This is a genomic window from Streptomyces sp. NBC_00727, from assembly GCF_045161745.1.
GTDB lineage: Bacteria > Actinomycetota > Actinomycetes > Streptomycetales > Streptomycetaceae > Streptomyces.
In genome coordinates this window covers 1,551,653-1,576,884 of the sequence record NZ_CP108981.1, presented here as the reverse complement: position 1 = coordinate 1,576,884, position 25,232 = coordinate 1,551,653, and the positions used below count along the sequence as shown (strand labels likewise).

The window sequence follows — 25,232 nt, the reverse complement described above, 5'->3', positions numbered from 1 at the left end:
GACTTCCACGCTGTCCCCCCAGACATCCCCCGTCCCGTCGTCCACATTTCCCCGGAGGCACAGCGCCGTGACCAAGCCGCCCTTCACGCACCTTCACGTCCACACCCAGTACTCGCTGCTGGACGGTGCCGCGCGGCTCAAGGACATGTTCAACGCGTGCAACGACATGGGCATGACCCATATCGCCATGACCGACCACGGCAACCTGCACGGGGCGTACGACTTCTTCCACTCGGCGAAGAAGGCGGACGTGACGCCGATCATCGGCATCGAGGCGTACGTCGCGCCCGAGTCGCGCAAGCACAAGCGGAAGATCCAGTGGGGGCAGCCCCACCAGAAGCGCGACGACGTCTCCGGTTCGGGTGGCTACACCCACAAGACCATCTGGGCGGCGAACAAGACGGGCCTGCACAACCTCTTCAAGCTGTCCTCCGACGCCTACGCCGAGGGCTGGCTCCAGAAGTGGCCGCGTATGGACAAGGAGACCATCGCCCAGTGGTCCGAGGGCCTGATCGCGTCCACCGGCTGCCCCTCCGGCGAGGTCCAGACGCGGTTGCGGCTCGGGCAGTTCGACGAGGCGGTCAAGGCGGCCTCCGACTACAAGGACATCTTCGGCGAGGGGCGCTACTTCCTGGAGCTGATGGACCACGGCATCGAGATCGAGCGCCGGGTCCGCGACGGGCTCCTGGAGATCGGCAAGAAGCTGAACATCCCGCCGCTCGTCACGAACGACTCGCACTACACGTACGCCTCCGAGGCGACCGCGCACGACGCCCTGCTGTGCATCCAGACCGGCAAGAACCTCTCCGACCCGGACCGCTTCCGCTTCGACGGCACCGGCTACTACCTCAAGACCACCGAGGAGATGTACGGCGTCGACTCCTCCGACGCCTGGCAGGAGGGGTGCGCCAACACCCTCCTGGTCGCCGAGCAGATCGACACCTCGGGGATGTTCGAGAAGCGCGACCTGATGCCGAAGTTCGAGATCCCCGAGGGCTACACGGAGATCACCTGGTTCCAGGAGGAGGTCCGGGTCGGGATGAACCGCCGTTTCCCGAACGGCGTCCCCGAGGACCGGCAGAAGCAGGTCGAGTACGAGATGGACATCATCATCCAGATGGGGTTCCCCGGGTACTTCCTGGTCGTCGCCGACTTCATCATGTGGGCCAAGAACAACGGCATCGCCGTCGGTCCCGGCCGAGGCTCCGCGGCCGGCTCGATCGTCTCGTACGCGATGGGCATCACCGACCTCGACCCGATCGAGCACGGACTGATCTTCGAGCGGTTCCTCAACCCGGAGCGCGTCTCCATGCCCGACGTCGACATCGACTTCGACGAGCGCAGGCGCGTCGAGGTCATCCGGTACGTCACGGAGAAGTACGGCGCCGACAAGGTGGCCATGATCGGCACCTACGGCAAGATCAAGGCCAAGAACGCGATCAAGGACTCCGCCCGCGTCCTCGGCTACCCGTACGCCATGGGCGACCGGCTCACCAAGGCCATGCCCGCCGACGTCCTCGGCAAGGGCATCGACCTCAACGGCATCACCGACCCCAGCCACCCGCGCTACAGCGAGGCCGGCGAGATCCGGGGGATGTACGAGAACGAGCCGGACGTCAAGAAGGTCATCGACACCGCCAAGGGCGTCGAGGGCCTGGTCCGGCAGATGGGCGTGCACGCGGCGGGCGTCATCATGTCCAGCGAGCCGATCGTCGACCACGCCCCGGTCTGGGTGCGCCACACCGACGGCGTCACCATCACGCAGTGGGACTACCCGCAGTGCGAGTCGCTCGGCCTGCTCAAGATGGACTTCCTGGGGCTGCGCAACCTGACGATCATGGACGACGCCATCAAGATGGTGAAGTCCAACAAGGGCATCGACCTGGAGATGCTCGCCCTCCCGCTCGACGACCCCAAGACGTACGAGCTGCTGTGCCGCGGTGACACGCTCGGCGTGTTCCAGTTCGACGGCGGGCCGATGCGCTCCCTGCTGCGCCAGATGCAGCCCGACAACTTCGAGGACATCTCCGCCGTCTCGGCCCTCTACCGGCCGGGCCCGATGGGCATGAACTCGCACACGAACTACGCCGAGCGCAAGAACGGCCGCCAGGACATCACCCCGATCCACCCGGAGCTGGAGGAGCCCCTCAAGGAGGTCCTCGGCCTCACCTACGGCCTGATCGTGTACCAGGAGCAGGTACAGAAGGCCGCCCAGATCGTCGCCGGGTACTCGCTCGGCGAGGCCGACATCCTGCGCCGCGTGATGGGCAAGAAGAAGGCCGACGAGCTGGCGAAGAACTTCGTCCTGTTCGAGGCCGGGGCCAAGAAGAACGGCTTCTCCGACGCCGCGATCAAGGCGCTGTGGGACGTGCTGGTCCCGTTCGCCGGGTACGCCTTCAACAAGGCGCACTCCTCCGCGTACGGCCTGGTCACCTACTGGACCGGATACCTCAAGGCGAACTACCCCGCCGAGTACATGGCCGCCCTGCTGACCTCGGTCAAGGACGACAAGGACAAGTCCGCCGTCTACCTGAACGAGTGCCGGCGCATGGGCATCAAGGTGCTCCCGCCGAACGTCAACGAGTCGGAGTCCAACTTCGCCGCCCAGGGCGACGACGTGATCCTCTTCGGGCTCACGGCCGTCCGCAACGTCGGCCAGAACGTCGTGGACTCGATCATCCGGTGCCGCAAGACGAAGGGGAAGTACAGCACCTTCCCCGACTTCCTGGACAAGGTCGAGGCCGTCGTCTGCAACAAGCGGACCGTGGAATCCCTCATCAAGGCCGGCGCCTTCGACGAGATGGGCCACACCCGCAAGGGGCTCGTCGCCCACCACGAGCCCATGATCGACAACGTGGTGCAGGTCAAGCGCAAGGAGGCCGAGGGGCAGTTCGACCTCTTCGGCGGCGGCGAGGAGGACAGCGACGAGCCCGGCTTCGGGCTCGACGTGGAGTTCTCCGACATCGAGTGGGAGAAGTCCTACCTGCTGGCCCAGGAGCGCGAGATGCTCGGGCTCTACGTCTCCGACCACCCGCTCTTCGGCATCGAGCACGTCCTGAGCGACAAGTCGGACGCCGCGATCTCGCAGCTCACCGGCGGCGAGCACAGCGACGGCGCGATCGTCACCATCGGCGGCATCATCTCGGGCCTCCAGCGCAAGATGACCAAGCAGGGCAACGCCTGGGCCATCGCCACCGTGGAGGACCTGGCCGGTTCCATCGAGTGCATGTTCTTCCCCGCCACCTACCAGCTGGTCTCCACCCAGCTCGTCGAGGACACCGTCGTCTTCGTCAAGGGGCGCCTCGACAAGCGCGAGGACGTGCCGCGCCTGGTCGCGATGGAGATGCAGGTCCCCGACATCTCCAACGCGGGGACCAACGCGCCCGTCGTCCTGACCATCCCCACGGTCCGGGTCACCCCGCCCATGGTCAGCAGGCTCGGTGAGGTGCTGAACAGCCACCGGGGCGACACCGAGGTACGCATCAGGCTCCAGGGCCCCCGAAAGACCACGGTGCTCCGGCTCGACCGGCACCGGGTGAAGCCGGACCCGGCGCTCTTCGGCGACCTGAAGGTACTGCTCGGGCCGTCCTGCCTGGCGGGCTAGCGGTACGCGTACGAGAGGGGCGGCTCCGCTTGCGCGGGGTCGCCCCTCTCGGTGTGCCGGCCTTACCGGGAGTCCGGTCAGTTGTGGCCGAAGCGCCGCTGATGCTTGCGTGCGACATCGGCAGGGCTGCCCTGGGCCTGCGCCTGGGACTGGCTCTGCGACTCGAAAGCCGTGGAGCGTGCCTCCTGAGTACCGCGCTCCGACTGCGAAGCGCGGTCCTGCTGGCTGCCCTGCTTGCGGTTCTTGTTCTTGGCCATGGTGTTCCTCCTGTAAGGACTCTCGGGGCCAGGACCACCGTCAGATTCACATAATCGGATAAACATCGCATGTCGGATCATTACCGTGCGTAGTGACGGGGTATGATGCGCGCTTTTCGCGATCCGCCACGCCGATGATCGAGTTCCGGCCGTTAACCCCGGCGCGGTCGGGCAGACTCGAAGGAACCCTGAAGAAAACCCGATCCCGAGTGCCTGGAAGAGGGTGGAACGCGTGGACCGTTGCGTCGTCCTGGTGGACGCCGGCTATCTGCTGGGCGCAGCCGCGAGTCTGCTGGCAGGAGAGCCCGCCCGGTCCCGCATCACCGTCGACCACGCGGCCCTCATCCAGCAGCTCCGCGAGCGCGCCGAGGCCGACACCGAACAGCCGCTGCTGCGGATCTACTGGTTCGACGGCGCCCCCGACCGCGTCCCGCAGCCCGAGCACCGCAGGCTGCGCGTGATGCCCCGGGTCACGGTCCGGCTGGGCGCCCTCACCCGCAGTGACGGGCGCTGGGCGCAGAAGGGCGTCGACGCCGCGATGCACGCCGAGCTCACCGAGCTCGCCCGCAACCGCGCCTGCTCCGACGTGGTCCTGGTGACCGGCGACGGCGACCTGCTGCCCGGCCTGATGTCCGCCAAGGAGCACGGCGTCGCCGTCCACCTCTGGGCCGTCCAGGCCGCCGACGGCGACTACAACCAGTCCGAGGACCTGGTCGCCGAGGCCGACGAGCGCCGCGTCCTGGACCGGGCGTGGATCACCCAGGCCATTCGCGCCAAGGAGACCGGCGGCGCCTGCGCCCCGGCGCCCGTGACGCGCCCCGAGATCGCCGCGATCCTCTCCGCCCCGCTGCCCGAGTCGGCCCTCGCCGCCTCCGCCGAGCGCGCCTCCCGGGCCGCCGCCCAGGCCGAGGCGGCCCCCGACGACGAGGAGGCGGCCCCCCGGCCCGACGAGAGCCCCGCCGCGCCGGCGCACGGCCACGGCGGCAAGGGCGTGCCCACTCCGAAGGACCTCGCCGGCACCCTGCGCGGCCCGCTGGGCCAGCCCGAGCGGCCCCCTGCCCCGCAGCCCGCGGCGACCCTGCGCTGGTCGTCCGACCGGGGCTGGGTGGAGCGCGGGGGCCCGCTGGGCGAGCCCCCGGAGACCGCGTCGCTGCCCACGCTCGCGCAGCTCACCAGCGCCGAACAGCGCTGGGCCGACCGCGAGGAGGACATCACCACGGTCGGCGGCGACCCCTTCGAGGTGGGGCAGGTCTTCGCCCGGCGCTGGATGGAACGGCTCCCGGAGGCCGGCCACCTGCCGAAGCTCTCCGTCCTCTACCCGCGCATCCCGCACCGCATCGACGGCGAGCTCCTGCGGTACGCGGCCCGCTTCGGCCTCCTCGCCCACAAGGACGACCAGATCGACGAGCACGACCGGTACGCGATCCGGGCGGGCTTCTGGCGCGAGATCGACGTACGGACGGCGGCCGACCACGCCCCGGCGGCCGAGCGGGCGGCGGAGAAGGCCGGAAAATCCGAGCCCGCCGGAGACTGAGGCCACATTTGGCCGAGGCCCGCTCAACCCGGTCGGCGTTCGCCGCGTTGATGTCCGATCGGTGCGGCCCCGGGCGTAATGCCGGTCCCCGGACCCCGTACCCTCGTACCTCGTGAGTACGGGGACAGCACAGGCGCCGACGGCGAGCGGCACCGTGTGCGCGGTGCGTGATCTGGTCAAGACCTACCCCCCGGCCCGGGGCCGCCGAGGCACGCCCGCGACCCCGGAAGTACGCGCCACGGACGGCATCAGCCTCGACGTCCGGCGCGGTGAGATCTTCGGACTGCTCGGGCCCAACGGAGCCGGCAAGTCCACCCTCGTACGGCAGCTCACCGGACTGATGCGGCCCGACTCGGGCAGCGTCGACATGCTCGGCCACGACCTCGTACGCCACCCCGAGCGGGCCTCCCGGCTGATCGGCTACCTCGGGCAGGAGTCCACCGCCCTCGACGAGCTGACCGTGGCCCTCGCCGCCGAGACCACCGGGCGGCTGCGCGGCCTGCCGGTGCGCGAGGCGCGGGCCGAGCGCGACGCCGTCCTCGACGAACTCGGGCTCGCCGAGATCGCCGGGCGGCCCCTGAAGAAGCTCTCCGGCGGACAGCGGCGGCTCGCCTGCGTCGCCGCCGCGCTCGTCGGGGAGCGCCCGGTGCTCGTCCTGGACGAGCCGACGACCGGGATGGACCCGGTGGCCCGGCGTGCCGTCTGGGCCGCCGTCGACCGCCGTCGCGCCGAGCGCGGCGCCACGGTCCTGCTCGTCACCCACAACGTCATCGAGGCCGAGACCGTCCTCGACCGGGTCGCCGTCATCGAACGCGGCAAGGTCATCGCCTGCGACACCCCCGCCGGGCTCAAGGAGCGCGTCGCCGGGGAGGTCCGGGTCGAGCTGGTGTGGCGCGAGCGCGCCCCCCTGGAGCTCCCCGAGGTCGCGGCCCTGCGCGCGTCGGCGCAGGAATCCGGGCGCCGCTGGGTGCTGCGGCTCGCGCCCGACGAGGCGCGGGCGGCGGTCGCCGCGGTGACCGGTGGCGCGGCCTTCGCCGCGCTCGACGACTTCAGCCTGGCGACGCCGAGCCTGGAGGACGTCTACCTCGCGCTCGGCGGCGGCGCGACCAAGGGACTGGTGAAGGCATGAGCGGAATCGGTGCGGTGGCCGGGGCGGCCGCGACGCTCGCCCCCCGGGCCCGGCTGTTCCCCTCCCTCGCGGCCGTCTACCGCGCCCAGCTCTCCCGGGCCCGGGTGGCCCGCATCCCGCTGCTGTTCGTGGCGACGTTCCAGTCCGTCGGGATCATGGTCCTGATGCGCGGGGTGGTGGACGGCGGCTCCGAGGCGCGGGCCGTCGTCGCCGGGTCCAGCGTCCTGGTCGTCGCCTTCGTCGCGCTGAACCTGCTCGCCCAGTACTTCGGGCAGCTCCGGGCGGGCGGCGGCCTCGACCACTACGCCACCCTGCCCGTGCCGCCCGCCGCGGTGGTGCTCGGGGCGGCCGGTGCGTACGCCTCCTTCACCGTGCCCGGCACCGTCGTCACGGCGGTGACCGGCAGCGTGCTGTTCGGGCTGCCGATGGTCCACCTGTGGGTGCTCGTGGCCGTCGTGCCGCTCTCCGGCGCGGCGCTCTCCGGCCTCGGCGCGGCGCTCGGGCTCCTCGCCCCGCGCCAGGAACTCGCCACACTGCTCGGGCAGCTGGGCATGTCGGCCGCGCTCCTCCTCGGCGTCCTGCCGGCCGACCGGCTGCCCGGGCCGATCGGCTGGGCGCGCGATCTGCTTCCCTCCACGTACGGGGTCGAGGCGCTGTCCCGGTCCTTCGACGCCCACCCCGACTGGGCGGTCGTCGCCCTCGACCTGGCCGTCTGCGCCGTCGTCGGCGTGGTCTCGCTCGCCGTGGCGACCTGGGCGTACCGCAGGGCAGCGGTCCGGTGAGGCGCGGCGCGCGGCTGCCTGGCACGATGGCACGGTGACCGCACCTCTGACGCCGCCGCACCGGCCCTCATCGGACGACAACCACGCCTGGCAGAAGCCGGAGGGGGGTGAGCCCGCCGGGACCCCCGGCCCGTACGGCTCCCACTGGGCCCCGTCGCCGGAGAAGGACCGGGACGAGCTGCGCGCGGACCTGCGGCGGGCGGGTGTCGTCGCGGCCGTGGTGACCGTCGCGGGCGTCCTGATGGGGCTCCTGTGGCTGTGGCTGGCGCCCCGGGTGCCGCTGGTCTCCGACAACACGGCGGTCTTCCTCAGCGACAGCGAGGGCGAGGAGGCGATCGGCGCCGACGGCACGTTCGCCCTGCTCGGGCTGGCGTTCGGGGCGGTCTCGGCGGGCCTGGTCTTCTGGTTGCACCGGCGCGGCGGGATCTGGCTGACGGTGGGTCTCGCGGTCGGCAGCGTGCTCGGTTCGGTGCTGGCGTGGCAGCTCGGTACGCGGCTCGGGCCGACGGACGACGTGGTCGCGCATGCGCGGGAGGCCGGCAAGGGGGTGGTGTTCGACGCGCCGCTGGAGATGCATGCGCATGGGGTGCTGCTGGCCTGGGGGCTGGCGGCGATGGTGGTGCATCTGGCGCTTACCGCGGCTTGGGGGCCGCGGGATTTCGAGGGGGAGTGGGGGGCGTCTGCGCCTTCGGCGCCGTCGTGGCCGGGTAAGGCTGCCGCCCCGTCCGACGGGGCGTAGGGGGCCGCTGCGCGGGATCTTTCCCCACCCCGCCCCTTCCCGGAACCGGGGCTCCGCCCCGGACCCCGCGCCTCAAACGCCGGCGGGGCTGGATTATCCGGCCCGTCGGGGCCCTATCCGCGGCCGATGTCCGCGAACACCGCGCCCGTCAGCGTCGCCAGGTCCTCCGGGGACAACTCCACCTCCAGGCCCCGGCGGCCCGCCGAGACGCAGATCGTGGGGTGGTCGCGGGCCGACGCGTCCAGGACCGTGGGGAGGCGTTTGCGCTGGCCCAGGGGGGAGATGCCGCCCCGGACGTAGCCCGTGGTGCGTTCCGCCGCGGCCGGGTCCGCCATCGTGGCGCGTTTGCCGCCGACGGCCGCGGCCAGGGCCTTCAGGTCCAGGGAGCCGGCGACCGGGACGACCGCGACCGTCAGGCGGCCGTCCACGTCGGCGACCAGGGTCTTGAAGACGCGGTCGGGGGAGACGCCCAGGGCCTGGGCCGCCTCCTCGCCGTAGGAGGGCGACGCGGGGTCGTGCTCGTACGCGTGGACGGTGAACTCCGTGCCCGCCGCGGTGAGGGCGACCGTGGCGGGGGTGCCGCCGGACTGGGGCTTCTTCTGCTTCTTGGCCACGGGCGCGGTCTCTCCGGGTCGCTCGGTCAGTTGGGGTGCGTCGGGGCGACGGTCAGGTCCACCGCCGGGAGGGACGGCAGGTGCCGGATGACCGCGGTCTCCGCGCGCAGGATGCGCAGCTCCTCGCGGAGCCGGGTCGCGGTGTCCGGGGCCTGGAGGAGGCGCTGCTTGGCGGGGACGTCCAGGACCACCGTGGAGGCGACCAGGTACGAGACGACCGACGGGTCGTCCGGCAGGTCGGCGCCCGTGGTCAGGGAGCGCTCGCTCGCACCGGCCAGCCGCTTCTGGTAGCCCCGGAAGGCGTGCAGGACGCCCTCGGCGAGCGGGCCCGCCTCGTCGCCCGGGTCCTCCTCCAGCTCTTCGAGCTCGGCCGTGAGGAACGGGCCGCTCGCGTCCACCGAGAGCAGCCGGACCCGGGTGGTGCCGGTGGCCAGGACCTCGAAGCTGCCGTCCGCGCGTTCCCGGACGGTCGCCGCGTCGGCGACGCAGCCCACCCGGTGCAGCGACTGGAGGGGGTCCGCGCCGAAGCCGTCCGCCGGGCCGCGTTCGACGGGCGTACGCACCGTCTCCGGCATGCCCAGACCCGTGACGGCGGTCTCCCGGCCGTCACGGATGGCGACCACGGCGAACCGGCGCGGTTCGTCCTCGTCGATGGTCAGGAGCTCGCGCATCATGGCGCGATATCGCTCCTCGAAGACGTTGAGGGGCAGCACGAGGCCCGGGAACAGCACCGCGTTCAGCGGAAACAGAGGCAGGCGAGCGGTGGTCACAGCGGTCAAGCGTAATGGCCGCGCGCCCGTCCCTGTCCGGCCCCTTGCCGCAGCGGTGTCGCGGACGCCACCTGAAGGCGTGCGCTGTCCCGTGCGTCCAGGAAGCGGCCCAGCGGATCGGCGGACACCGAGGACCACGGGAACGAGGACGCGTGCGGGCCGATCCGGCCGAACTGTTCCAGCGCGTCGGCCCACCGGCCCCGTACCACCAGGACGTACGCGAGCAGGTTGCGCACCTCGGCCGGCCACGGGTCGCCCGGCGCGAAGGCGGCCGACAGCGAGATCGCCAGGTCCGCCGCCGCGTCGATCCGCTCCTCCTGCACCGACGTCGACCGGGCGTCCCACGCGCCCTCGGTCAGCATCGCGAAGGCCGCGCGCAGCGGCAGCGCCTGGACCAGCGAGCTGGGCACCGAGTCCTCGGCGGCCCGCTCGGCGAAGTCGAAGCACTCGCGGTGCGAGCCGTACCAGGCGGCCGAGAGGTACCGCAGGGCGGCGACATGGCAGCCGTAGTGGTGCGTGGAGCGCTGGAGGGCCTGCTCCCACAGTGCCTCGAACGTGGTGTGCGTGGCCTGCGTGCCCCGGGCGTGGTCCAGCGCCAGGCGCCAGGGCACCGGGTCCCGCGGGTCACCGGCCGCGGCCGCCGTGATCAGCGGCCCCACCTCGCGCAGCTGCTCCGCGCGCGCCGGCGACTCCCAGGCGCGGTCGACCGCGAGCTGCGCCTTGACGAGCAGGGCGTCCGGGTCGCGCGGGGCGGCGGCCAGCCAGTCCCCGAGCCAGCCGTCCCGGCTGCGGGCGAACGCGACGAGCCGTCTCAGGTAGCGGTCCCGGCTCTCCCACTCGGTCGCGTCCCGGGTGGTCGCCAGGAGCTTCGCGGCCGGTTCGTACTCCCCGGCGGCGGCGGCCACCAGCGCGGGCGACAGCCGTTCGTCGGGGGCGTCGAGCAGCACCGCGTGGTCCGCGGGCAACCCGGTGGACAGCACCGGGGTGTGCCGGAACACGCGCGCGGTTCGGAGCAGAGCGCGGAGGAAAGGCATGGTGCAGACCATTGAAAAGCGCAGGTGGAGGCGGCGCCAAGGGGAGCGCTGTGAAGCTTTGGTGCCGAGTGGATGGGTTGTCCGGCCATCAGTCAAGGAGGAGTAAAAGAACGCGGGGTTTCTGGCTGGTTCTCACGGGTGCTGGGCAGAAGGCCCGTGGTCTGCCCCGGCGCCGGCCGGCCCCGCCGTGGCGGGGCGGACGCCGCTTCCGCCCGTGCCCGAGGCTCAGCCGCGGCGCAGCAGCCGGGAGGCGCCCGCCGCGACCGTGGTGGCCAGTATCCATCCCAGCAGGATCAGCGCGGCCGCCACCCACTGCCAGTTGCCCTCCATCCGCCAGTAGCCGTCCTGGCCGAGGTCGATCACCGGGATGAGCAGATCCAGCGCGTACAGCGCCGCGTTCCACTGGGGATGCTCCGCGCCCTTGAGCGATGCCGGGTGGTTCTGCGAGAACGCCAGCGTGCCCGCCGCCCACAGCACCGCCATCCACACCGCGGCCCGCCCCGGCCGGTACCCGTACGCCACCGTCCAGTCCTGGAGGTAGCCCCAGAGCTTCCCGGCCGGCGGCAGCGTCTCGCGGTGGCGGCGCTGCTTGGCGAGCAGCACCTCCCGCGCGTCCGAGTCCTCGCCGCAGCTGCGGAGTACCGCCGCCAGCCGTTCGTACGGCTCCGGCACGTACTCCGGGGTCGCCGCAGCCACCCACTCCAGGCGCCTGGAGAGCGGGAAGTGCCCGTACGGGACGAGGTTCTCGTACACGAACCCGCCCATCGCGAGACCCCCGGGCCCCGGCCAGCTCGACGACACGTCGATCAGCGTCACGACCTTCGCGCCGTTCAGCACGACCCGGCCGCGCACCGGGCGCTCGGGGTTGAACCGCAGCTCCGGGGTGACCGTCCGGCGCAGCGACAGCTCCTCGTGCGTGTCCAGCACGAACACCGCCTTGTGCAGGTCGACCGCGTCTCCGAACCTGCCGTCGTCCAGCCGCACCCCGCCCCGGCAGCGGAACACCTGCGAGCGGGTGCCGTGGGCCGGGGTCGGCGAGGTGGCGATGCCGTACGGGGGAGTTGTGCCCTGGTTTCCCGTGTCGACGCTGACCCACGCCTCGCTCATGTACAGCGTCCGCTCGACGCTGAGCTGCGGGGCGTTCAGCGCGCGGCGGCCCCGGCCCGCGCGCAGCCGGCTGCCGCGCAGGCTCAGCGAGCCGCCCACCTTCGCGCCGCGCAGACTCAGCTCGCCCAGCATGTCGGCCATCTCGGCCTGGAGGTCCTGGGCGACCGTCAGCCCGTCCCCGAGCAGGGCCCTCCCCTGCCGGTCGGGGCCGACCTCGATCTGGTTGATCAGCAGGTCCGTGCCGATCTGTGCGTCCGTGAGCCGGATGCCGCGCTCCACCCGGCAGCGCGGCAGATGCAGATCGCCCTCCGTGCGCAGCCGGGCCGCCTCGAAGCGGGGCACCGCGCACCCCACCAGACGCAGGGTCGTGAAGTGGCACTCGGGGAACGCCACCTCCTCGTCGAACCGGCAGCCGGTCAGCTCCACGTACGGATCGACGCGCCCGCCCGCCAGGTCCAGCTTTCCCCTGACCCGTACGCCCCAGAGCTTCAGCGCCGTCACCCGGCCGGGGCGGGCCGGCGGGCCGCTCAGCAGGAGCCGGGCGACGACCCGGGCGTCCACACTGCGCTCGGGGCCCCACTCGTGCGGGGCGAACGGATCGTCCAGGGCCCGGTCGCGGGCCCGTAGGTCGTAGGTCGTGCCGTTCCGGAAGGACTGCCACATGCCCAGCTCCGCCGCGCTGAGGCCGTCCGGGAGATCATCGTCGTGCCGCTCCGTCACGGGTGCCCCTTTCGTTCGGAGGCGTGATCCCGTTATTCCCTCTGAGTGACCGGATGAACGCACATAGTCAGCCGTCACACGGACGGCAGGTATCAGCCAGTGATACGGCCGTCCGGCCGCGCGCGGCGGTCTGCGAGAATTGCGGTGTGATCTCTCGAATCGATCTGCGCGGCGATGCCCTCCCCGAGGGCGGCGCCCTGCGCGACCTGCTGCCCCGTGCCGAGTTCGACGTGGAAGCCGCCCTGGAGACGGTGCGGCCCATCTGCGAGGACGTACGCCATCGTGGCTCGGCGGCAGTGATCGACTGGGGGGAGAAATTCGACGGCGTCCGGATCAAGTCGGTCCGGGTGCCCGCCGCCGCCCTCGCCCGGGCGCTGGAGGAGCTGGATCCGGCCGTCCGCGCCGCCCTGGACGAGTCCATCCGCCGCGCCCGCCTCGTCCACAGCGCCCAGCGCCGCACCACGCACACCACCCAGGTCGTCCCCGGCGGCACCGTCACCGAGAAGTGGGTGCCCGTCGACCGCGTCGGGCTCTACGTGCCGGGCGGCCGCGCCGTCTACCCGTCCTCCGTCGTGATGAACGTCGTCCCGGCCCAGGAGGCGGGCGTCCCCGGCCTCGCCGTCTCCTCGCCGCCGCAGAGCGAGTTCGGCGGACTGCCGCACCCCACGATCCTCGCCGCCTGCGCCCTGCTCGGCGTCGACGAGGTGTACGCCGCCGGCGGCGCCCAGGCCGTCGCGATGTTCGCGTACGGCACCGAGGAGTGCCTGCCCGTCGACCTGGTCACCGGCCCCGGCAACATCTACGTCGCCGCCGCCAAGCGCCTCCTCAAGGGCCGTATCGGCATCGACGCCGAGGCCGGCCCGACCGAGATCGCCATCCTCGCCGACGCCACCGCCGACCCGGTGCACGTCGCCGCCGACCTCATCAGTCAGGCCGAGCACGACCCGATGGCCGCCGCCGTGCTGGTCACCGACTCCGAGGAGCTGGCCGCCGCCACCGAGGCCGAGCTGGTCCCGCAGGTCGCCGCGACCAAGCACGTCGAGGAGCGCATCGAGCCCGCGCTCGCCGGCCGGCAGTCCGCGATCGTCCTGGTCAACGACCTGGAGGACGGCCTGACCGTCGTCAACGCGTACGCCGCCGAGCACCTGGAGATCCAGACCGCCGACGCCGCCGCCGTCGCCGACCGCGTCCGCAACGCCGGAGCGGTCTTCGTCGGCCCCTGGTCGCCCGTCTCGCTCGGCGACTACTGCGCCGGCTCCAACCACGTCCTGCCCACCGGCGGCTGCGCCTGCCACTCCTCGGGCCTGTCCGTGCAGTCCTTCCTGCGCGGCATCCACATCGTCGACTACACGCGCGACGCGCTCGCCGAGGTCACCCACCACGTGGTGACCCTCGCCGAGGCGGAGGACCTCCCCGCCCACGGCGCCGCGCTCAAGGCCAGGTTCGGGTGGAAGGTTCCCCAGCAGTGACGAACAGCAACGCCGGCGCGCCCACGGCCAACCCGTGGGACGCCCTGCCCATCCGCGACGAACTGCGCGGCCAGTCCCCGTACGGCGCGCCGCAGCTCGACGTCCCCGTGCGGCTCAACACCAACGAGAACCCCTACCCGCTGCCCGAGGCGCTCGTCGACCGCATCGCCGAACGGGTCCGTGAGGCCGCCCGCGACCTCAACCGCTACCCCGACCGCAACGCCGTCGAACTGCGCACCGAGCTCGCCCGCTACCTCACCCGCACCGCCGGGCACCGCGTCGAGGCCGCCAACGTCTGGGCCGCCAACGGCTCCAACGAGGTCCTCCAGCAGCTGCTGCAGACCTTCGGCGGCCCCGGCCGTACCGCGATCGGCTTCGAGCCCTCGTACTCGATGCACGCCCTCATCGCGCGCGGCACCGGCACCGGCTGGATCTCCGGGCCGCGCAACGAGGACTTCACCATCGACGTCGACGCAGCCCGCGCCGCCATCGCCGAGCGCCGCCCCGACGTCGTCTTCATCACCTCCCCCAACAACCCCACCGGCACCGCCGTCGACGCGGACACCGTCCTCGCGCTGTACGAGGCCGCGCAGGCCGCCAAGCCGTCGATGGTCGTCGTGGACGAGGCGTACGGCGAATTCAGCCACCACCCCTCGCTGCTCCCGCTGATCGAGGGCCGCCGCCACCTGGTCCTCTCGCGCACCATGTCGAAGGCGTTCGGCGCCGCCGGGCTCCGCCTCGGCTACCTGGCCGCCGACCCCGCCGTGGTCGACGCGGTGCAGCTGGTCCGGCTGCCGTACCACCTGTCCTCCGTCACCCAGGCCACCGCGCTCGCCGCCCTGGAGCACACCGATACGCTCCTCGGGTACGTCGCACAGCTCAAGAGCGAGCGCGACCGGATCGTCACCGAGCTGCGCGCCGCCGGCTTCGACGTCACCGAATCGGACGCCAACTTCGTCCAGTTCGGCCGCTTCGCCGACAGCCACACCGCCTGGCGGCAGATCCTCGACCGGGGCGTCCTGGTCCGCGACAACGGCGTACCGGGATGGCTGCGGGTCTCCGCGGGGACCCCGGCGGAGAACGACGCGTTCCTCGACGCGGTTCGCACGCTTGAAAAAGAGAACGCCAAGAAGGAGCACGACGCATGAGCCCCCGCGTAGGCCGCGTGGAACGCACCACGAAGGAAACCTCCGTGCTGGTCGAGATCAACCTCGACGGCACCGGCAAGGTCGATGTCGCGACCGGTGTCGGCTTCTACGACCACATGCTCGACCAGCTCGGCCGGCACGGTCTGTTCGACCTCACCGTCAAGACCGACGGCGACCTGCACATCGACTCGCACCACACCATCGAGGACACCGCCCTCGCGCTCGGCGCCGCCTTCAAGCAGGCGCTCGGCGACAAGGTCGGCATCTACCGCTTCGGCAACTGCACCGTCCCGCTGGACGAGTCGCTCGCCCAGGTCACCGTCGACCTCTCCGGCCGCCCGTACCTGGTGCACACCGAGCCCGAGAACATGGCGCCGATGATCGGCGCGTACGACACGACGATGACCCGGCACATCCTGGAGTCCTTCGTCGCCCAGGCGCAGATCGCGCTGCACGTCCACGTGCCGTACGGACGCAACGCGCACCACATCGTGGAATGCCAGTTCAAGGCGCTCGCCCGCGCCCTGCGGTACGCCAGCGAGCACGACCCGCGCGCGGCCGGCATCCTCCCGTCCACGAAGGGCGCCCTGTGACCGGCCTCAACACCATCCTGATCCTGGTCGGCCTCTTCCTGGCCGGCGGGGTCTACTCCTTCTCGAAGCAGGGCATGCCCAAGGGCGTCATCGTGCTGCTCGGGATCGCCTCCGTGATGTGCCTGGTAGCGGGCGTCATGCGGATCCAAGGCCTCTGGGACTGAGGGAGCACCCGTGGATACGAAGAAGAAGGTCGTCGTCTTCGACTACGGCTTCGGCAACGTCCGTTCCGCCGAGCGCGCCCTCGCCCACGTCGGCGCGGACGTCGAGATCACCCGCGACTTCGACGCCGCGATGAACGCCGACGGGCTGCTGGTGCCCGGAGTCGGCGCGTTCTCGGCGTGCATGGAGGGTCTGAAGAAGGCCCGCGGCGAGTGGGTCGTCGGCCGCAGGCTGGCCGGCGGACGCCCCGTCATGGGCATCTGCGTCGGCATGCAGATCCTGTTCGAGCGCGGCATCGAGCACGGCGTGGAGACCGAAGGGCTCGACGAGTGGCCCGGCACGGTCGGCCCGCTCAAGGCCGACGTCGTCCCGCACATGGGCTGGAACACCGTCGAAGCCCCCGAGGACTCCCAGCTGTTCGCCGGACTCGACGCCGACGCCCGGTACTACTTCGTGCACTCCTACGCGGCGCACGACTGGAGCCTCGAAGTCACCAACGCGAAGATCCGTGCCCCCCGGGTCACCTGGGCGACGCACGGCGAACGGTTCGTGGCGGCCGTCGAGAACGGCGCGCTGTGGGCCACCCAGTTCCACCCCGAGAAGTCCGGCGATGCCGGCGCCCAGCTGCTGACCAACTGGATCGAGACGCTGTAATGCCGAAGCTTGAACTGCTCCCCGCCGTAGACGTCCGCGACGGCCAGGCGGTCCGCCTGGTGCACGGCGAGTCCGGCTCCGAGACCTCCTACGGCTCCCCGCTGGAGGCCGCACTCGCCTGGCAGCGCGCCGGCGCCGAGTGGCTGCACCTCGTCGACCTGGACGCCGCCTTCGGCACCGGCGACAACCGCGCCCTCATCGCCGAGGTCGCCGGCGCCATGGACATCAAGGTCGAGCTGTCCGGCGGCATCCGCGACGACGCCTCGCTCGCCGCCGCACTCGCCACCGGCTGCCGCCGCGTCAACCTCGGCACCGCCGCCCTGGAGACCCCCGAGTGGGTCGCCAAGGTCATCGCCGAGCACGGCGACAAGATCGCCGTCGGCCTCGACGTGCGCGGCACCACCCTGCGCGGGCGCGGCTGGACCCGCGACGGCGGCGACCTCTACGAGACGCTGGCCCGTCTCGACTCCGAGGGCTGCGCCCGCTACGTCGTCACCGACATCGCCAAGGACGGCACGCTCCAGGGCCCCAACCTGGAACTCCTGAAGAACGTCTGCGCCGCCACCGACAAGCCCGTCGTCGCCTCCGGCGGCGTCTCCTCGCTCGACGACCTGCGGGCCATCGCCTCACTGGTCCCGGCGGGCGTCGAGGGCGCGATCGTCGGCAAGGCCCTGTACGCGAAGGCGTTCACCCTCGAAGAGGCGCTGGAGGCGGTCTCCGCATGACCGACTCCGCATCCGTGCGCCGCGTCTCCTCCGGCGCCCCGTGGGAGGAGAAGTTCGGCTACTCCCGCGCCGTCGAACTGCCGAACGGCCTGGTGCTCGTCTCCGGCTGTACGTCGGTGGTCGGCGGCGAGATCGCCGCCGGCGGCCCGTACGACCAGACCGTCACCGCCTTCAACGTCGCCTTCGAGGCCCTGAAGGAGCTGGGCCTCGGCCGCGAGGACGTCGTCCGTACCCGGATGTACGTCATGCACGCCCGGGACACCGACGAGGTCGGCCGCGCCCACAAGGAGCTGTTCGACGCCGTGCGCCCCGCCGCCACCATGATCGTGGTCTCCGGCTTCGTCGACCCGGGGCTGGTCGTCGAGGTCGAGGTCGAGGCCTACCGGGCGGGTGCGCGGTGAGCCTCGCGGTACGCGTCATCCCCTGCCTCGACGTGGACAACGGCCGGGTCGTCAAGGGCGTCAACTTCCAGAACCTGCGCGACGCGGGCGACCCCGTCGAGATGGCGAAGCTGTACGACGCCGAGGGCGCCGACGAGCTGACCTTCCTGGACATCACCGCGTCCAGCGGCGACCGGGAGACCACCTACGACGTGGTGCGCCGCACCGCCGAGCAGGTCTTCATCCCGCTCACCGTCGGCGGCGGCGTCCGCACCCCGGACGACGTCGACAAGCTGCTGCGGGCCGGCGCGGACAAGGTCGGCGTCAACACCGCGGCGATCGCCCGTCCGGAGCTGATCCGGGAGATCGCCGAGCGCTTCGGCCGCCAGGTCCTGGTGCTCTCGGTGGACGCCCGGCGCACCCCCGACGGCTCGTTCGAGGTCACCACGCACGGCGGCCGCCGGGGCACCGGCATCGACGCCGTCGAGTGGGCCCACCGCGCCGCCGAGCTGGGAGCGGGCGAGATCCTGCTCAACTCGATGGACGCCGACGGTACGAAGGACGGCTACGACACCGAGATGATCGCCGCCGTCCGCGAGCACGTCCGCGTCCCCGTCATCGCCTCCGGCGGCGCGGGCCGCCTGGCGGACTTCGCGCCGGCCGTCGACGCCGGGGCCGACGCGGTCCTCGCCGCGTCCGTCTTCCACTTCGGCGACCTGCGGATCTCCGAGGTCAAGGGCGCGCTCGCGGAGGCCGGACACCCGGTGCGCTGACCGGCCGGTTGTGCGCGTGCACAGACATGGGGCGCCCTTCCCTGGGAGGGCGCCCCATCGCCGTACGCGCGCCTTCCCGGACCGGGGAGCCCCGGCCTAGCGTGCCCGGCGTGACTCCCCCCACGACCGTGCACAGTCCGCTCCGGCTGTACGGCCGCAGCGGCGAACTCACCGTCCTCGACACCCTGCTGACGCGCCTTCGGCGCGGCGACGGCGGCGCGCTGGCCCTGACCGCCCCACCCGGCACGGGCGTCACCACCCTCCTGGACCACGCCGTCGCGGCGCACCGCTCGCCGGGCACGGGGCCCGTCCTCCATACGGTCGCCGCCCCGGCCGAACGCCGGGTGCCGCACAGCGGGCTGCACGCGTTGCTGTGTGCGGTGCCGGACGGGCTCGTGCCCGGCGGCCCCGACCGGGTGCTGCGTGACGGACTCGCGCCCACCGCCCTTCTCGGCCTCCTGCGGCGGCTCGGCGCGGAGCGGCCCCTGCTGGTCTGCGTGGACGACGCCGACCTCTGGGACCCCGACTCGCGCGCCGCTCTCGTCTTCGCCGCCCGGCGGCTCGGACCGGGGAGCCGGGTCGCCGTGCTGATCGGGTCCGGGGACGAGGGCGCCGTCGCCGGGCTGCCCGCGCTGCGGCTCGGCCCCCTCGACGACGACGCGGCCGCCGCGCTCCTCGACCGGCTCACCGGACACCGGGCCGACGCGGACCGGGGCGACCCGGTGGTGCGCGGCGAGCCGGCCGGGGAGGCGGTCCACCCGGTGGTGCGCGGCGAGCTGATCCGTGAGGCGGGCGGCAATCCCCGGCTGCTCACCGATCTCACCGCCCGCCTCACCCCCGGCCAGCTCGCCGGACGGACCCCGCTGCCCCACCCGCCGGCCGGCGCCGACGACGTGCTCGCCGCCCACGCCGCCCGCCTCGGCCACCTCCCCGCCGACACCCGCGCCCTCCTCCTGATCGCCGCCGCCGCCCACGAGCACGAGGCGGAGGGCGCCGGCGCGGACCTCGCCCTCGTACGCCGCGCCGCCGCATCGGCCGCCGTCCCGCCCGCCGCTTCCGACCTCGCCCTGCACGGCCCGGGCGGCACGGCCGGCGCGCTCCAACCGGCGGGCGACCGGGTCCACTTCCGGGAGCCCTTGATGCGCCGCGCCCTCCTGCACCGGGCGCCCCCGCACCACCGCCGCGCGGTGCACGACCTGCTCGCAGGCCTCCTCGCGCCCGGGTTCGCCGCCCTCGTCCAGCGGGCCTGCGCCGCCCCCGGCCCGGACGCCCGGCTCGCCGCCGCGCTGGAGGCAGCCGCCGTACGGCCCCGCCCGCACGCGGAGCGCGCCGCCGCCCTGGTGCGGGCTGCCGCGCTGACGCCGGACGGGCCGGGGCGGGCCACCCGGTACGTGGCGGCGGCGGAGCAGATGCTGCTCGCGGGGGAGCCGGGGCGGGCTCGCGGCTTGCTGGCGCGGGCCGGCGTTCCGCCGGGGCAGGGTGACGCGTACGCCGGTCACGGCCCGCAGGCCGGGCCGGGCGCGACCCGCCCCCGACACGCCGCCGCCCACCACGTACGCGGCCTCCTCGCCCTGCGCGACGGACCCGCCCCCGACGCTCACGCAACCCTCCTCACCGCCGCCCGCCTCCTCGCTCCGCACGACCCCGGCCGGGCCCGCGACGCCCTGCTCGGGGCCGCCGAGGCCGCCTGGGCGGCGGGCGACGCCCTCGGGTATCTCGACGCGCTGACCCGTATCCCCGCCGACAGGGCCGACCGGGCCCTCGCGCAGTACCGCGACGGCATGTGCGCCGTGCTGCGCGGGCGGCTCGGCGAGGGGCACGCGCTGTTGCGCCGCTGCCTGGGCTCCGCCGCCCGGAGCCACGACCCCGAGACGCTGCTGCGGGCCGGCGCGGCGGGGCTGGTGCTCGGGGACCTCGACGCCGCCTGCCGGGCCGGGGCCCGCGCACTGGCCGCCGTGCACGCGAGCGGGGCCGACGCACTGCTGCCCCAGGCCCTGGAGCACCTGGCCTACGCGGAGCTGCGCGCCGGCCGCCACGCCCGGGCCCGCGCCCACGCGCTGGACGGCCTGCGCGCGGCCCGCCGCAACGGGCAGCCCAACGCCGCCGCCCCTCTGCACGCCGTGCTCGCCCTCGCCGCGTCCGTGGAGAGCGGGACCCGGGAGTGCGCGGCCCACGCCGACGCCGCGCTGGCGGGCGCGGCACCGCACGGTCTCGTCCAGGCCGCGACCCTGGCCACCTGGGCGCAGGCCCGCGCCGATCTGGCGGCGGGGCGCCCGGCCGAGGCGGCGGCCCGGCTCGACCCGCTGGTGGCGCCGGGGCCCGGGCGCGGCCACTTCGCGACCCGGATGCTCGCCGTGCCCTGCTACGTCGAGGCGTCGGTGCTGTCCGGGCGCCGGGGCCGGGGCGGGGGAGCGGACCCGGTGGCCGGTGCGGTGGCGGAGTTCGCCGTGTGGGCGAGCCGCACCACCGACCCCCAGGTCCCCGCCCAACTGGCCCGCTGCCGGGCGCTGCTGGCACCGGCGGGCGAGGTCGCCGGGCGGTACGGGGAGGCCCTCGCCCACCACGGACGGGCCGGCGGCGACTTCGAACAGGCTCGCACCCGGCTTCTGTTCGGGTCCTGGTTGCGCAGGCGCCGCCGCACCCGTGAGGCCCGCGAGCCCTTACGGGACGCCCTGGTGGGGTTCGAGCGGTGCGGGGCCGCGGCCTGGGCGGCGAGGGCGAGCGGCGAACTGCGGGCCGCCGGCGAGGCGGTGGAGGGGCCGGGCCCGTCCGGGGCCGCCGCACCGCTGGCCGCGCTCACCCCGCAGCAGCAGCGGATCGCCCGCTGCGTGGCGGAGGGGGCCACCAACCGGGAAGTGGCGCTGCGGCTCTCGGTGAGCACCCGGACCGTCGACCACCACCTGCGCAATGTGTTCGCGGCCCTGGGCGTGCGCTCGCGCACGGAGCTGGCCGGGCTGCTGCGAACCGGCCCCGAGGACCCGTACGGGCCGCCGGGGTTGCAGGACCGTGATGAGAAGGAGGCCGCACACCCCTAGGTACCGACTGGGCGGTATGTCATTCTGCGGGCGTCAGGATCATTCGGTGCGCCCGCAGCCTCCGTGCTGGGCGGGACGGACCGGAACCGGCCGCCCAGCGAGCCGGCCGAATCCCGGTGGAGGCCGCCATGCCACAGGTCGTACGTTCACGGGTCAGGGCACTGCGCACGCCGCCGCCCGTCGCCCCGGCCCCGCGCCGCTTCCGTTCGCTGGCCGATCGCGAGGCCGTCGCCGTCCTGCACCGGGCCGCCCGGGTGCTGGTGGCGGCGTTGCCGGAGCTGACGGACCGGCTGGTGGAGGCGTTGCGGGAGCAGGAGCCCGCCTACCGCGCGGCGATCGAGACCGACCCCGCGGAGATCTGGCAGGAGGTGCACCTGTCGCTGCGGCACAACGTCGGATCGCTCATCCAGCCCCGCGAGTTCCGGGACGCGGCGCACCGCACGTCGCGGCGGATCGGCGTGGTCCGGGCGGAGCAGGGGCTGCCGCTGGACGCGGTCCTGCACGCGTTCCGGATGGGCGGGGCGATGGTCTGGCAGGACCTGGTGGACGAGACCGCCCGCCGCCACCCGGAGGACATCCGGCTGCTGGTCCATGTCGCCGCGGACGTCTGGAACTTCGTGGACGAGCACTGCGGTGTCGTCGCCGACGCGTACCGCGGGGCGGAGCGCCGGCTGGCCTGGCGCCGGGAGAACCGCCAGCGCCTGATGACCGCCGCGCTGCTCGACGGCACCGCCCGGGTCGCCGACCTCCCCGACACGGCGGCCGCCCTCGGCCTGCCGGAGAACGGCCGGTACGCGGTGCTCGCCCTGTGCGACGCCCGCCGCACCCCGCACGGCGCGGCGCACCCGCCGCCGGAGCTGCCCGCCGGGACGGACGCCGTGTGGCACGCGGGCCAGGAGGCGGAGTACGCCATCCTGCCGCTGGGCCGGGGCGGTGGCACGGACCCGGACGCGGCCGGGGCGCTCGCGGACCTGGCCGCCGCCCTGCGCGTACCGCCCGGGGCCCGGGCCGGTATCAGCTCGGCCGTCGACGGGCTGGCCGCCGTCGGGGACGCCCGCCGCCTCGCGGAGACCGCCCTGCGGGCCTGCCCGGCGGACGGTGGGGTCGTCCTGCTCGACGAACACCTGCCCGCCGCGCTGGTCGTCTCGTCACCGGGGCTCGGCGCGGCCCTCGCCGACCGGGTGCTGGGGCCCCTGGACCGGCTGGACGCGGCGGACCGGGACGTGCTCATCGAGACGCTCACCGCGTGGTTCGACGCCGACGGCTCGGCGCCCCGGGCCGGCGCCCGGCTCTACTGCCACCGCAACACGGTCCTGAACCGCCTCCGTCGCTTCGAGCAGCTGACCGGCCGCTGCCTGACCCGCCCCTCGGACGCGGTGGAGGTGTCTCTGGCCCTCGCGGCCCGCAGCCTGCTGACCAACTGAGAGCGCGCAGGGGGACGCCTCGGCCGACCGTACGCCAGGATGCGCAATATTTATTCCGCAACAAATATTGCGCAATTTTTCTTTCCTGCCTACGCTCAAGGCATGGCAAGCGACGCATCACGCCGGGTGTCCGACCTCGGCACCCTCAAGGCCTTCGGGCACCCCCTGCGGATGAAGCTGTACCGGGCCCTGTACATCGCCCGGCAGGCCACCGCGTCCCAGCTCGCGGAGCAGGTCGACGAGGCGGTCTCGCTCGTCAGCTACCACCTGCGCAAGCTCGCCGACCACGGCCTGATCGAGGAGGCCGACCGGGCGGGCAGGGACGGCCGCGAGCGCTGGTGGCAGCCCGCTTCGGAGAGGCTGAGCTTCCACGACGAGGACTTCAGCGAGGCGCCCGAGATGGCCGCCACCCACTCCGCGGTCAGCCGGCTCTCCTTCGACCAGCACGTCGAGATGTACCGCCGCCACCTCGACGCGCACCACAGCTGGCCGTCCGAGTGGCGGGCTGCCTCCTCCAGCTCCGAGTACCTCGCCCGGCTGACCGCCGACGAGCTCGCCGCACTCGCGGGCGAGATGAACGACCTCATCAAGCGGTACGAGCAGCAGGGCCGCGCCCGGGACGAGGCCGGCGAGACCGAGGGCCGCGAGAACGTCGCGCTCCACGTGTACGGCTTCCCGTTCCGCACCTGACCCGGCCACCCGAGAGGACGCCCCCGTGACCGCCACCCTGTCCGCGCCCGCCGAGGCCCCCGCCCGCCCGGCCCACCGCGACGGCAACGTCCTGCGCTGGCTCGGCGCGTACACCGCGTCCATGATCGGCGACAGCGTCTACTACATGGCTCTCGCCTGGGCCGCCGCCCGTACCGGCAGCGCCTCCCAGACCGGTCTGGTGCTCGCGGCCGGCGGCCAGTTCGTGCCGGGCGGTGCCGGTGGGCGCGGTCGTGGCCGGTGCGGGCAGCGGGCGCATGCGTACGGCCAGCACTCAGCGACGAACGCGGCTGGGGCGCCTCCGGCATGGGCTGGGTCGTCGCCGCCTTCGGCACCGGCGCGGGCGCCTCCGCCCTGCTCCTCGCCGTACGCGGCCGCACACCCAGGGCCGGACTGGTCATGTGCCTGACCGTCCTGGTCGGCGCCTGCGCCATCGGCGCCCTGGCGTACGCGCCCTCCGTGCCCCTGGCCGCAGCCGTCGCGGTCCTCGTCGGACTCTTCGCCGGCCTCGGCGGCTCGCTGTGCGGCGCACTGGTCCAGACCGTCACCGAGCCCGCCTACCTGGGCCGGGTCACCTCGGTCTCCACCCTCTTCACGCACGCCCTCGCACCGCTCAGCTACCCCGTCACCGGCGCCGCCGTCGCCCTCTGGGGCACCGGCCCGGTCTTCGTCGCCAGCGCCGCCCTGTGCGCGGCCGGCGCGGTCACCGGCATCGTCATCGCACCGCTGCGCCGGGCGGACCTCCCGCACTGACCGGGGCGTACCCGGGCTACATGCCCAGCTTCGCCTTCGTCACCCGCCCGATCGCGTCCGGCTCGCCCTCCAGCTCCACCCGCGCCGCCTCCTGCCGCCCGAACGCGAACAGCAGCAGCTCGCCCGGCTCACCGGTCACCGTCACCACCGGCGTCCCCCGGTGCGCCACCGCGGTCTGCCCGTCCGGGCGACGCAGCACCAGACCCACGGGCGCCTTGCGGCCCAGCATCCGCGCCGCCTTCTCCGTACGCGCCCACAGGACATCGGCGAAGACCGGGTCCAGCTCCCGGGGCGACCAGTCCGGCTGCGCCCGGCGCACGTCCTCCGCGTGCACGTAGAACTCCACCGTGTTCGCCGCCTCGTCCAGCTGCTTCAGCCCGAACGGGGACATCCGGGGCGGTCCCGTACGGATGAGCTGGATCAGCTCCTCGTACGGCTTCTCGGTGAACTCGGCCGTGACCCGGTCCCGCCGGCCCCTCAGTGGACCGATGAGCGTTCCGGCCGCCGCGTCGGGCCGCCGCTCCCGCACCACCACATGGGCCGCGAGATCCCGGGCCGTCCAGCCCTGGCACAGGGTCGGAGCCTGCGGACCCGCCGCCTCCAACAGGTCGGCGAGCAGAAGACGTTCGCGCTTCGCATGGGTCGACATGCCCGCCAGCGTACGACCGCCGTCCCCCGTCCGCCCAGTGGACGCCCGCCCGGACACCCCGCGCCACCACGGCACAATGGGCCCCATGAGCAGCACGCCCCCGCCCGGCACCCCCCGGACCGCCAGCGACCTCGACCCCGCCATCGCCGCCCGCCTCAAGCGCGGCGCCGACGGACTGGTCCCGGCCGTCGCCCAGCAGTACGACACCGGCGAGGTGCTGATGCTGGGCTGGATGGACGACGAGGCGCTGCACCGCACCCTCACCACCGGCCGCTGCACCTACTGGTCCCGCAGCCGCCAGGAGTACTGGGTCAAGGGCGACACCTCGGGCCACATCCAGCTGGTCAAGTCCGTCGCCCTGGACTGCGACGCCGACACCGTCCTCGTCAAGGTCGACCAGACCGGCGCCGCCTGCCACACCGGCGACCGCACCTGCTTCGACGCCGACACGCTGTTCCTCGGGCAGTAG

Annotated in this window: 23 protein-coding genes and 1 pseudogene; 18 read left to right on the top strand and 6 right to left on the bottom strand. The window is 73.5% G+C overall.

All coding sequences use genetic code 11. The annotated features are described in order from the left end of the window. Positions 1-67 precede the first annotated feature (67 nt). The gene (gene dnaE, locus OG242_RS06980) at positions 68-3,604 is read left to right on the top strand and encodes a DNA polymerase III subunit alpha (RefSeq protein WP_405897309.1); all 3,537 of its coding nucleotides are present in this window, start codon (positions 68-70) and stop codon (positions 3,602-3,604) included. A 77-nt stretch (positions 3,605-3,681) separates the two neighbouring features. Here the strand turns inward: dnaE and OG242_RS06975 are convergent, their stop codons facing one another. After that, positions 3,682-3,861 (bottom strand): hypothetical protein, encoded by a 180-nt coding sequence (locus OG242_RS06975; protein WP_405897308.1) that lies wholly within the window; start codon positions 3,859-3,861, stop codon positions 3,682-3,684. 223 nt (positions 3,862-4,084) lie between these two features. On the opposite strand from OG242_RS06975, the gene OG242_RS06970 reads away from it, so the two are divergent. The 4 genes from OG242_RS06970 to OG242_RS06955 all read left to right on the top strand — a co-directional run bounded on the left by OG242_RS06970 (position 4,085) and on the right by OG242_RS06955 (position 8,045). Next, the gene (locus OG242_RS06970; RefSeq protein ID WP_405897307.1) at positions 4,085-5,395 is read left to right on the top strand and encodes an NYN domain-containing protein; all 1,311 of its coding nucleotides are present in this window, start codon (positions 4,085-4,087) and stop codon (positions 5,393-5,395) included. 154 nt (positions 5,396-5,549) lie between these two features. After that, complete coding sequence (locus tag OG242_RS06965; RefSeq protein ID WP_405901529.1) at positions 5,550-6,524, top strand: ABC transporter ATP-binding protein; 975 nt, start codon at positions 5,550-5,552, stop codon at positions 6,522-6,524. Beyond that, on the top strand, positions 6,521-7,306 hold the full coding sequence (locus OG242_RS06960) for an ABC transporter permease (protein WP_405897306.1): 786 nt from the start codon (positions 6,521-6,523) through the stop codon (positions 7,304-7,306). Before OG242_RS06965 ends, OG242_RS06960 begins: the two co-directional genes overlap by 4 nt. A 34-nt stretch (positions 7,307-7,340) precedes the next feature. Then, entirely contained in the window at positions 7,341-8,045 is a 705-nt protein-coding gene (locus OG242_RS06955; protein WP_405897305.1) for an ABC transporter permease, read from the top strand. Between the two features lie 113 nt (positions 8,046-8,158). Here the strand turns inward: OG242_RS06955 and ybaK are convergent, their stop codons facing one another. The 4 genes from ybaK to OG242_RS06935 all read right to left on the bottom strand — a co-directional run bounded on the left by ybaK (position 8,159) and on the right by OG242_RS06935 (position 12,290). Then, positions 8,159-8,659, bottom strand: a complete 501-nt coding sequence (gene ybaK, locus OG242_RS06950) for a Cys-tRNA(Pro) deacylase (RefSeq protein WP_405897304.1) — start codon at positions 8,657-8,659, stop codon at positions 8,159-8,161. Positions 8,660-8,685: 26 nt separating this feature from the next. Then, a complete protein-coding gene (locus OG242_RS06945; protein ID WP_405897303.1) occupies positions 8,686-9,429 on the bottom strand; it encodes an LON peptidase substrate-binding domain-containing protein in 744 nt (247 codons plus the stop codon). A gap of 5 nt (positions 9,430-9,434) precedes the next feature. After that, on the bottom strand, positions 9,435-10,475 hold the full coding sequence (locus OG242_RS06940) for a hypothetical protein (protein ID WP_405897302.1): 1,041 nt from the start codon (positions 10,473-10,475) through the stop codon (positions 9,435-9,437). A gap of 213 nt (positions 10,476-10,688) precedes the next feature. Beyond that, a complete protein-coding gene (locus tag OG242_RS06935) occupies positions 10,689-12,290 on the bottom strand; it encodes an oxidoreductase (protein WP_405897301.1) in 1,602 nt (533 codons plus the stop codon). Positions 12,291-12,436: 146 nt separating this feature from the next. On the opposite strand from OG242_RS06935, the gene hisD reads away from it, so the two are divergent. The 12 genes and pseudogenes from hisD to OG242_RS06875 all read left to right on the top strand — a co-directional run bounded on the left by hisD (position 12,437) and on the right by OG242_RS06875 (position 24,114). Beyond that, positions 12,437-13,759, top strand: a complete 1,323-nt coding sequence (gene hisD / locus OG242_RS06930; RefSeq protein ID WP_405897300.1) for a histidinol dehydrogenase — start codon at positions 12,437-12,439, stop codon at positions 13,757-13,759. Next, on the top strand, positions 13,756-14,907 hold the full coding sequence (locus tag OG242_RS06925) for a histidinol-phosphate transaminase (protein ID WP_405897299.1): 1,152 nt from the start codon (positions 13,756-13,758) through the stop codon (positions 14,905-14,907). Before hisD ends, OG242_RS06925 begins: the two co-directional genes overlap by 4 nt. Further along, the gene (gene hisB, locus OG242_RS06920; protein WP_037786278.1) at positions 14,904-15,500 is read left to right on the top strand and encodes an imidazoleglycerol-phosphate dehydratase HisB; all 597 of its coding nucleotides are present in this window, start codon (positions 14,904-14,906) and stop codon (positions 15,498-15,500) included. The genes OG242_RS06925 and hisB overlap by 4 nt, the downstream gene beginning before the upstream one ends. Beyond that, positions 15,497-15,664, top strand: coding sequence for a hypothetical protein (locus OG242_RS06915; RefSeq protein WP_405897298.1), 168 nt, complete (start codon positions 15,497-15,499; stop codon positions 15,662-15,664). The genes hisB and OG242_RS06915 overlap by 4 nt, the downstream gene beginning before the upstream one ends. Before the next feature lie 10 nt (positions 15,665-15,674). Further along, entirely contained in the window at positions 15,675-16,316 is a 642-nt protein-coding gene (hisH, locus tag OG242_RS06910) for an imidazole glycerol phosphate synthase subunit HisH (protein WP_405897297.1), read from the top strand. Further along, complete coding sequence (gene priA / locus OG242_RS06905; RefSeq protein ID WP_365685098.1) at positions 16,316-17,041, top strand: bifunctional 1-(5-phosphoribosyl)-5-((5-phosphoribosylamino)methylideneamino)imidazole-4-carboxamide isomerase/phosphoribosylanthranilate isomerase PriA; 726 nt, start codon at positions 16,316-16,318, stop codon at positions 17,039-17,041. Before hisH ends, priA begins: the two co-directional genes overlap by 1 nt. Next, the gene (locus OG242_RS06900) at positions 17,038-17,442 is read left to right on the top strand and encodes a RidA family protein (RefSeq protein ID WP_405897296.1); all 405 of its coding nucleotides are present in this window, start codon (positions 17,038-17,040) and stop codon (positions 17,440-17,442) included. The genes priA and OG242_RS06900 overlap by 4 nt, the downstream gene beginning before the upstream one ends. Then, complete coding sequence (gene hisF / locus OG242_RS06895; RefSeq protein ID WP_405897295.1) at positions 17,439-18,194, top strand: imidazole glycerol phosphate synthase subunit HisF; 756 nt, start codon at positions 17,439-17,441, stop codon at positions 18,192-18,194. The genes OG242_RS06900 and hisF overlap by 4 nt, the downstream gene beginning before the upstream one ends. A 101-nt stretch (positions 18,195-18,295) precedes the next feature. Next, positions 18,296-21,229 carry a LuxR C-terminal-related transcriptional regulator gene (locus tag OG242_RS06890; RefSeq protein WP_405897294.1) on the top strand — a complete coding sequence of 978 codons (2,934 nt, stop codon included), beginning with the start codon at positions 18,296-18,298 and terminating at the stop codon, positions 21,227-21,229. A 128-nt stretch (positions 21,230-21,357) separates the two neighbouring features. Further along, on the top strand, positions 21,358-22,653 hold the full coding sequence (locus tag OG242_RS06885) for a helix-turn-helix domain-containing protein (RefSeq protein WP_405897293.1): 1,296 nt from the start codon (positions 21,358-21,360) through the stop codon (positions 22,651-22,653). A gap of 102 nt (positions 22,654-22,755) precedes the next feature. Next, positions 22,756-23,343: an ArsR/SmtB family transcription factor gene (locus OG242_RS06880; RefSeq protein ID WP_405897292.1), complete on the top strand. Its 588-nt coding sequence runs from the start codon at positions 22,756-22,758 to the stop codon at positions 23,341-23,343. 25 nt (positions 23,344-23,368) lie between these two features. Beyond that, positions 23,369-24,114 (top strand): annotated as a pseudogene (locus OG242_RS06875) (MFS transporter). A 16-nt stretch (positions 24,115-24,130) separates the two neighbouring features. Here OG242_RS06875 and OG242_RS06870 read toward each other — a convergent pair. After that, entirely contained in the window at positions 24,131-24,763 is a 633-nt protein-coding gene (locus tag OG242_RS06870; RefSeq protein ID WP_405897291.1) for a TIGR03085 family metal-binding protein, read from the bottom strand. Between the two features lie 85 nt (positions 24,764-24,848). Here OG242_RS06870 and hisI point away from each other — a divergent pair, with 85 nt between their 5' ends. Further along, entirely contained in the window at positions 24,849-25,232 is a 384-nt protein-coding gene (gene hisI / locus OG242_RS06865; protein ID WP_328899720.1) for a phosphoribosyl-AMP cyclohydrolase, read from the top strand.

Excerpts from the sequence above, each read along its gene's own strand:
- OG242_RS06975 (WP_405897308.1), bottom strand. The coding sequence starts at position 3,861 with ATGGCCAAGAACAAGAACCGCAAGCAGGGCAGCCAGCAGGACCGCGCT.
- OG242_RS06960 (WP_405897306.1), top strand. The coding sequence starts at position 6,521 with ATGAGCGGAATCGGTGCGGTGGCCGGGGCGGCCGCGACGCTCGCCCCC.
- OG242_RS06940 (WP_405897302.1), bottom strand. The coding sequence starts at position 10,475 with ATGGTCTGCACCATGCCTTTCCTCCGCGCTCTGCTCCGAACCGCGCGC.
- hisB (WP_037786278.1), top strand. The coding sequence starts at position 14,904 with ATGAGCCCCCGCGTAGGCCGCGTGGAACGCACCACGAAGGAAACCTCC.
- priA (WP_365685098.1), top strand. The coding sequence starts at position 16,316 with ATGCCGAAGCTTGAACTGCTCCCCGCCGTAGACGTCCGCGACGGCCAG.
- OG242_RS06900 (WP_405897296.1), top strand. The coding sequence starts at position 17,038 with ATGACCGACTCCGCATCCGTGCGCCGCGTCTCCTCCGGCGCCCCGTGG.
- OG242_RS06885 (WP_405897293.1), top strand. The coding sequence starts at position 21,358 with ATGCCACAGGTCGTACGTTCACGGGTCAGGGCACTGCGCACGCCGCCG.
- OG242_RS06880 (WP_405897292.1), top strand. The coding sequence starts at position 22,756 with ATGGCAAGCGACGCATCACGCCGGGTGTCCGACCTCGGCACCCTCAAG.
- OG242_RS06870 (WP_405897291.1), bottom strand. The coding sequence starts at position 24,763 with ATGTCGACCCATGCGAAGCGCGAACGTCTTCTGCTCGCCGACCTGTTG.
- hisI (WP_328899720.1), top strand. The coding sequence starts at position 24,849 with ATGAGCAGCACGCCCCCGCCCGGCACCCCCCGGACCGCCAGCGACCTC.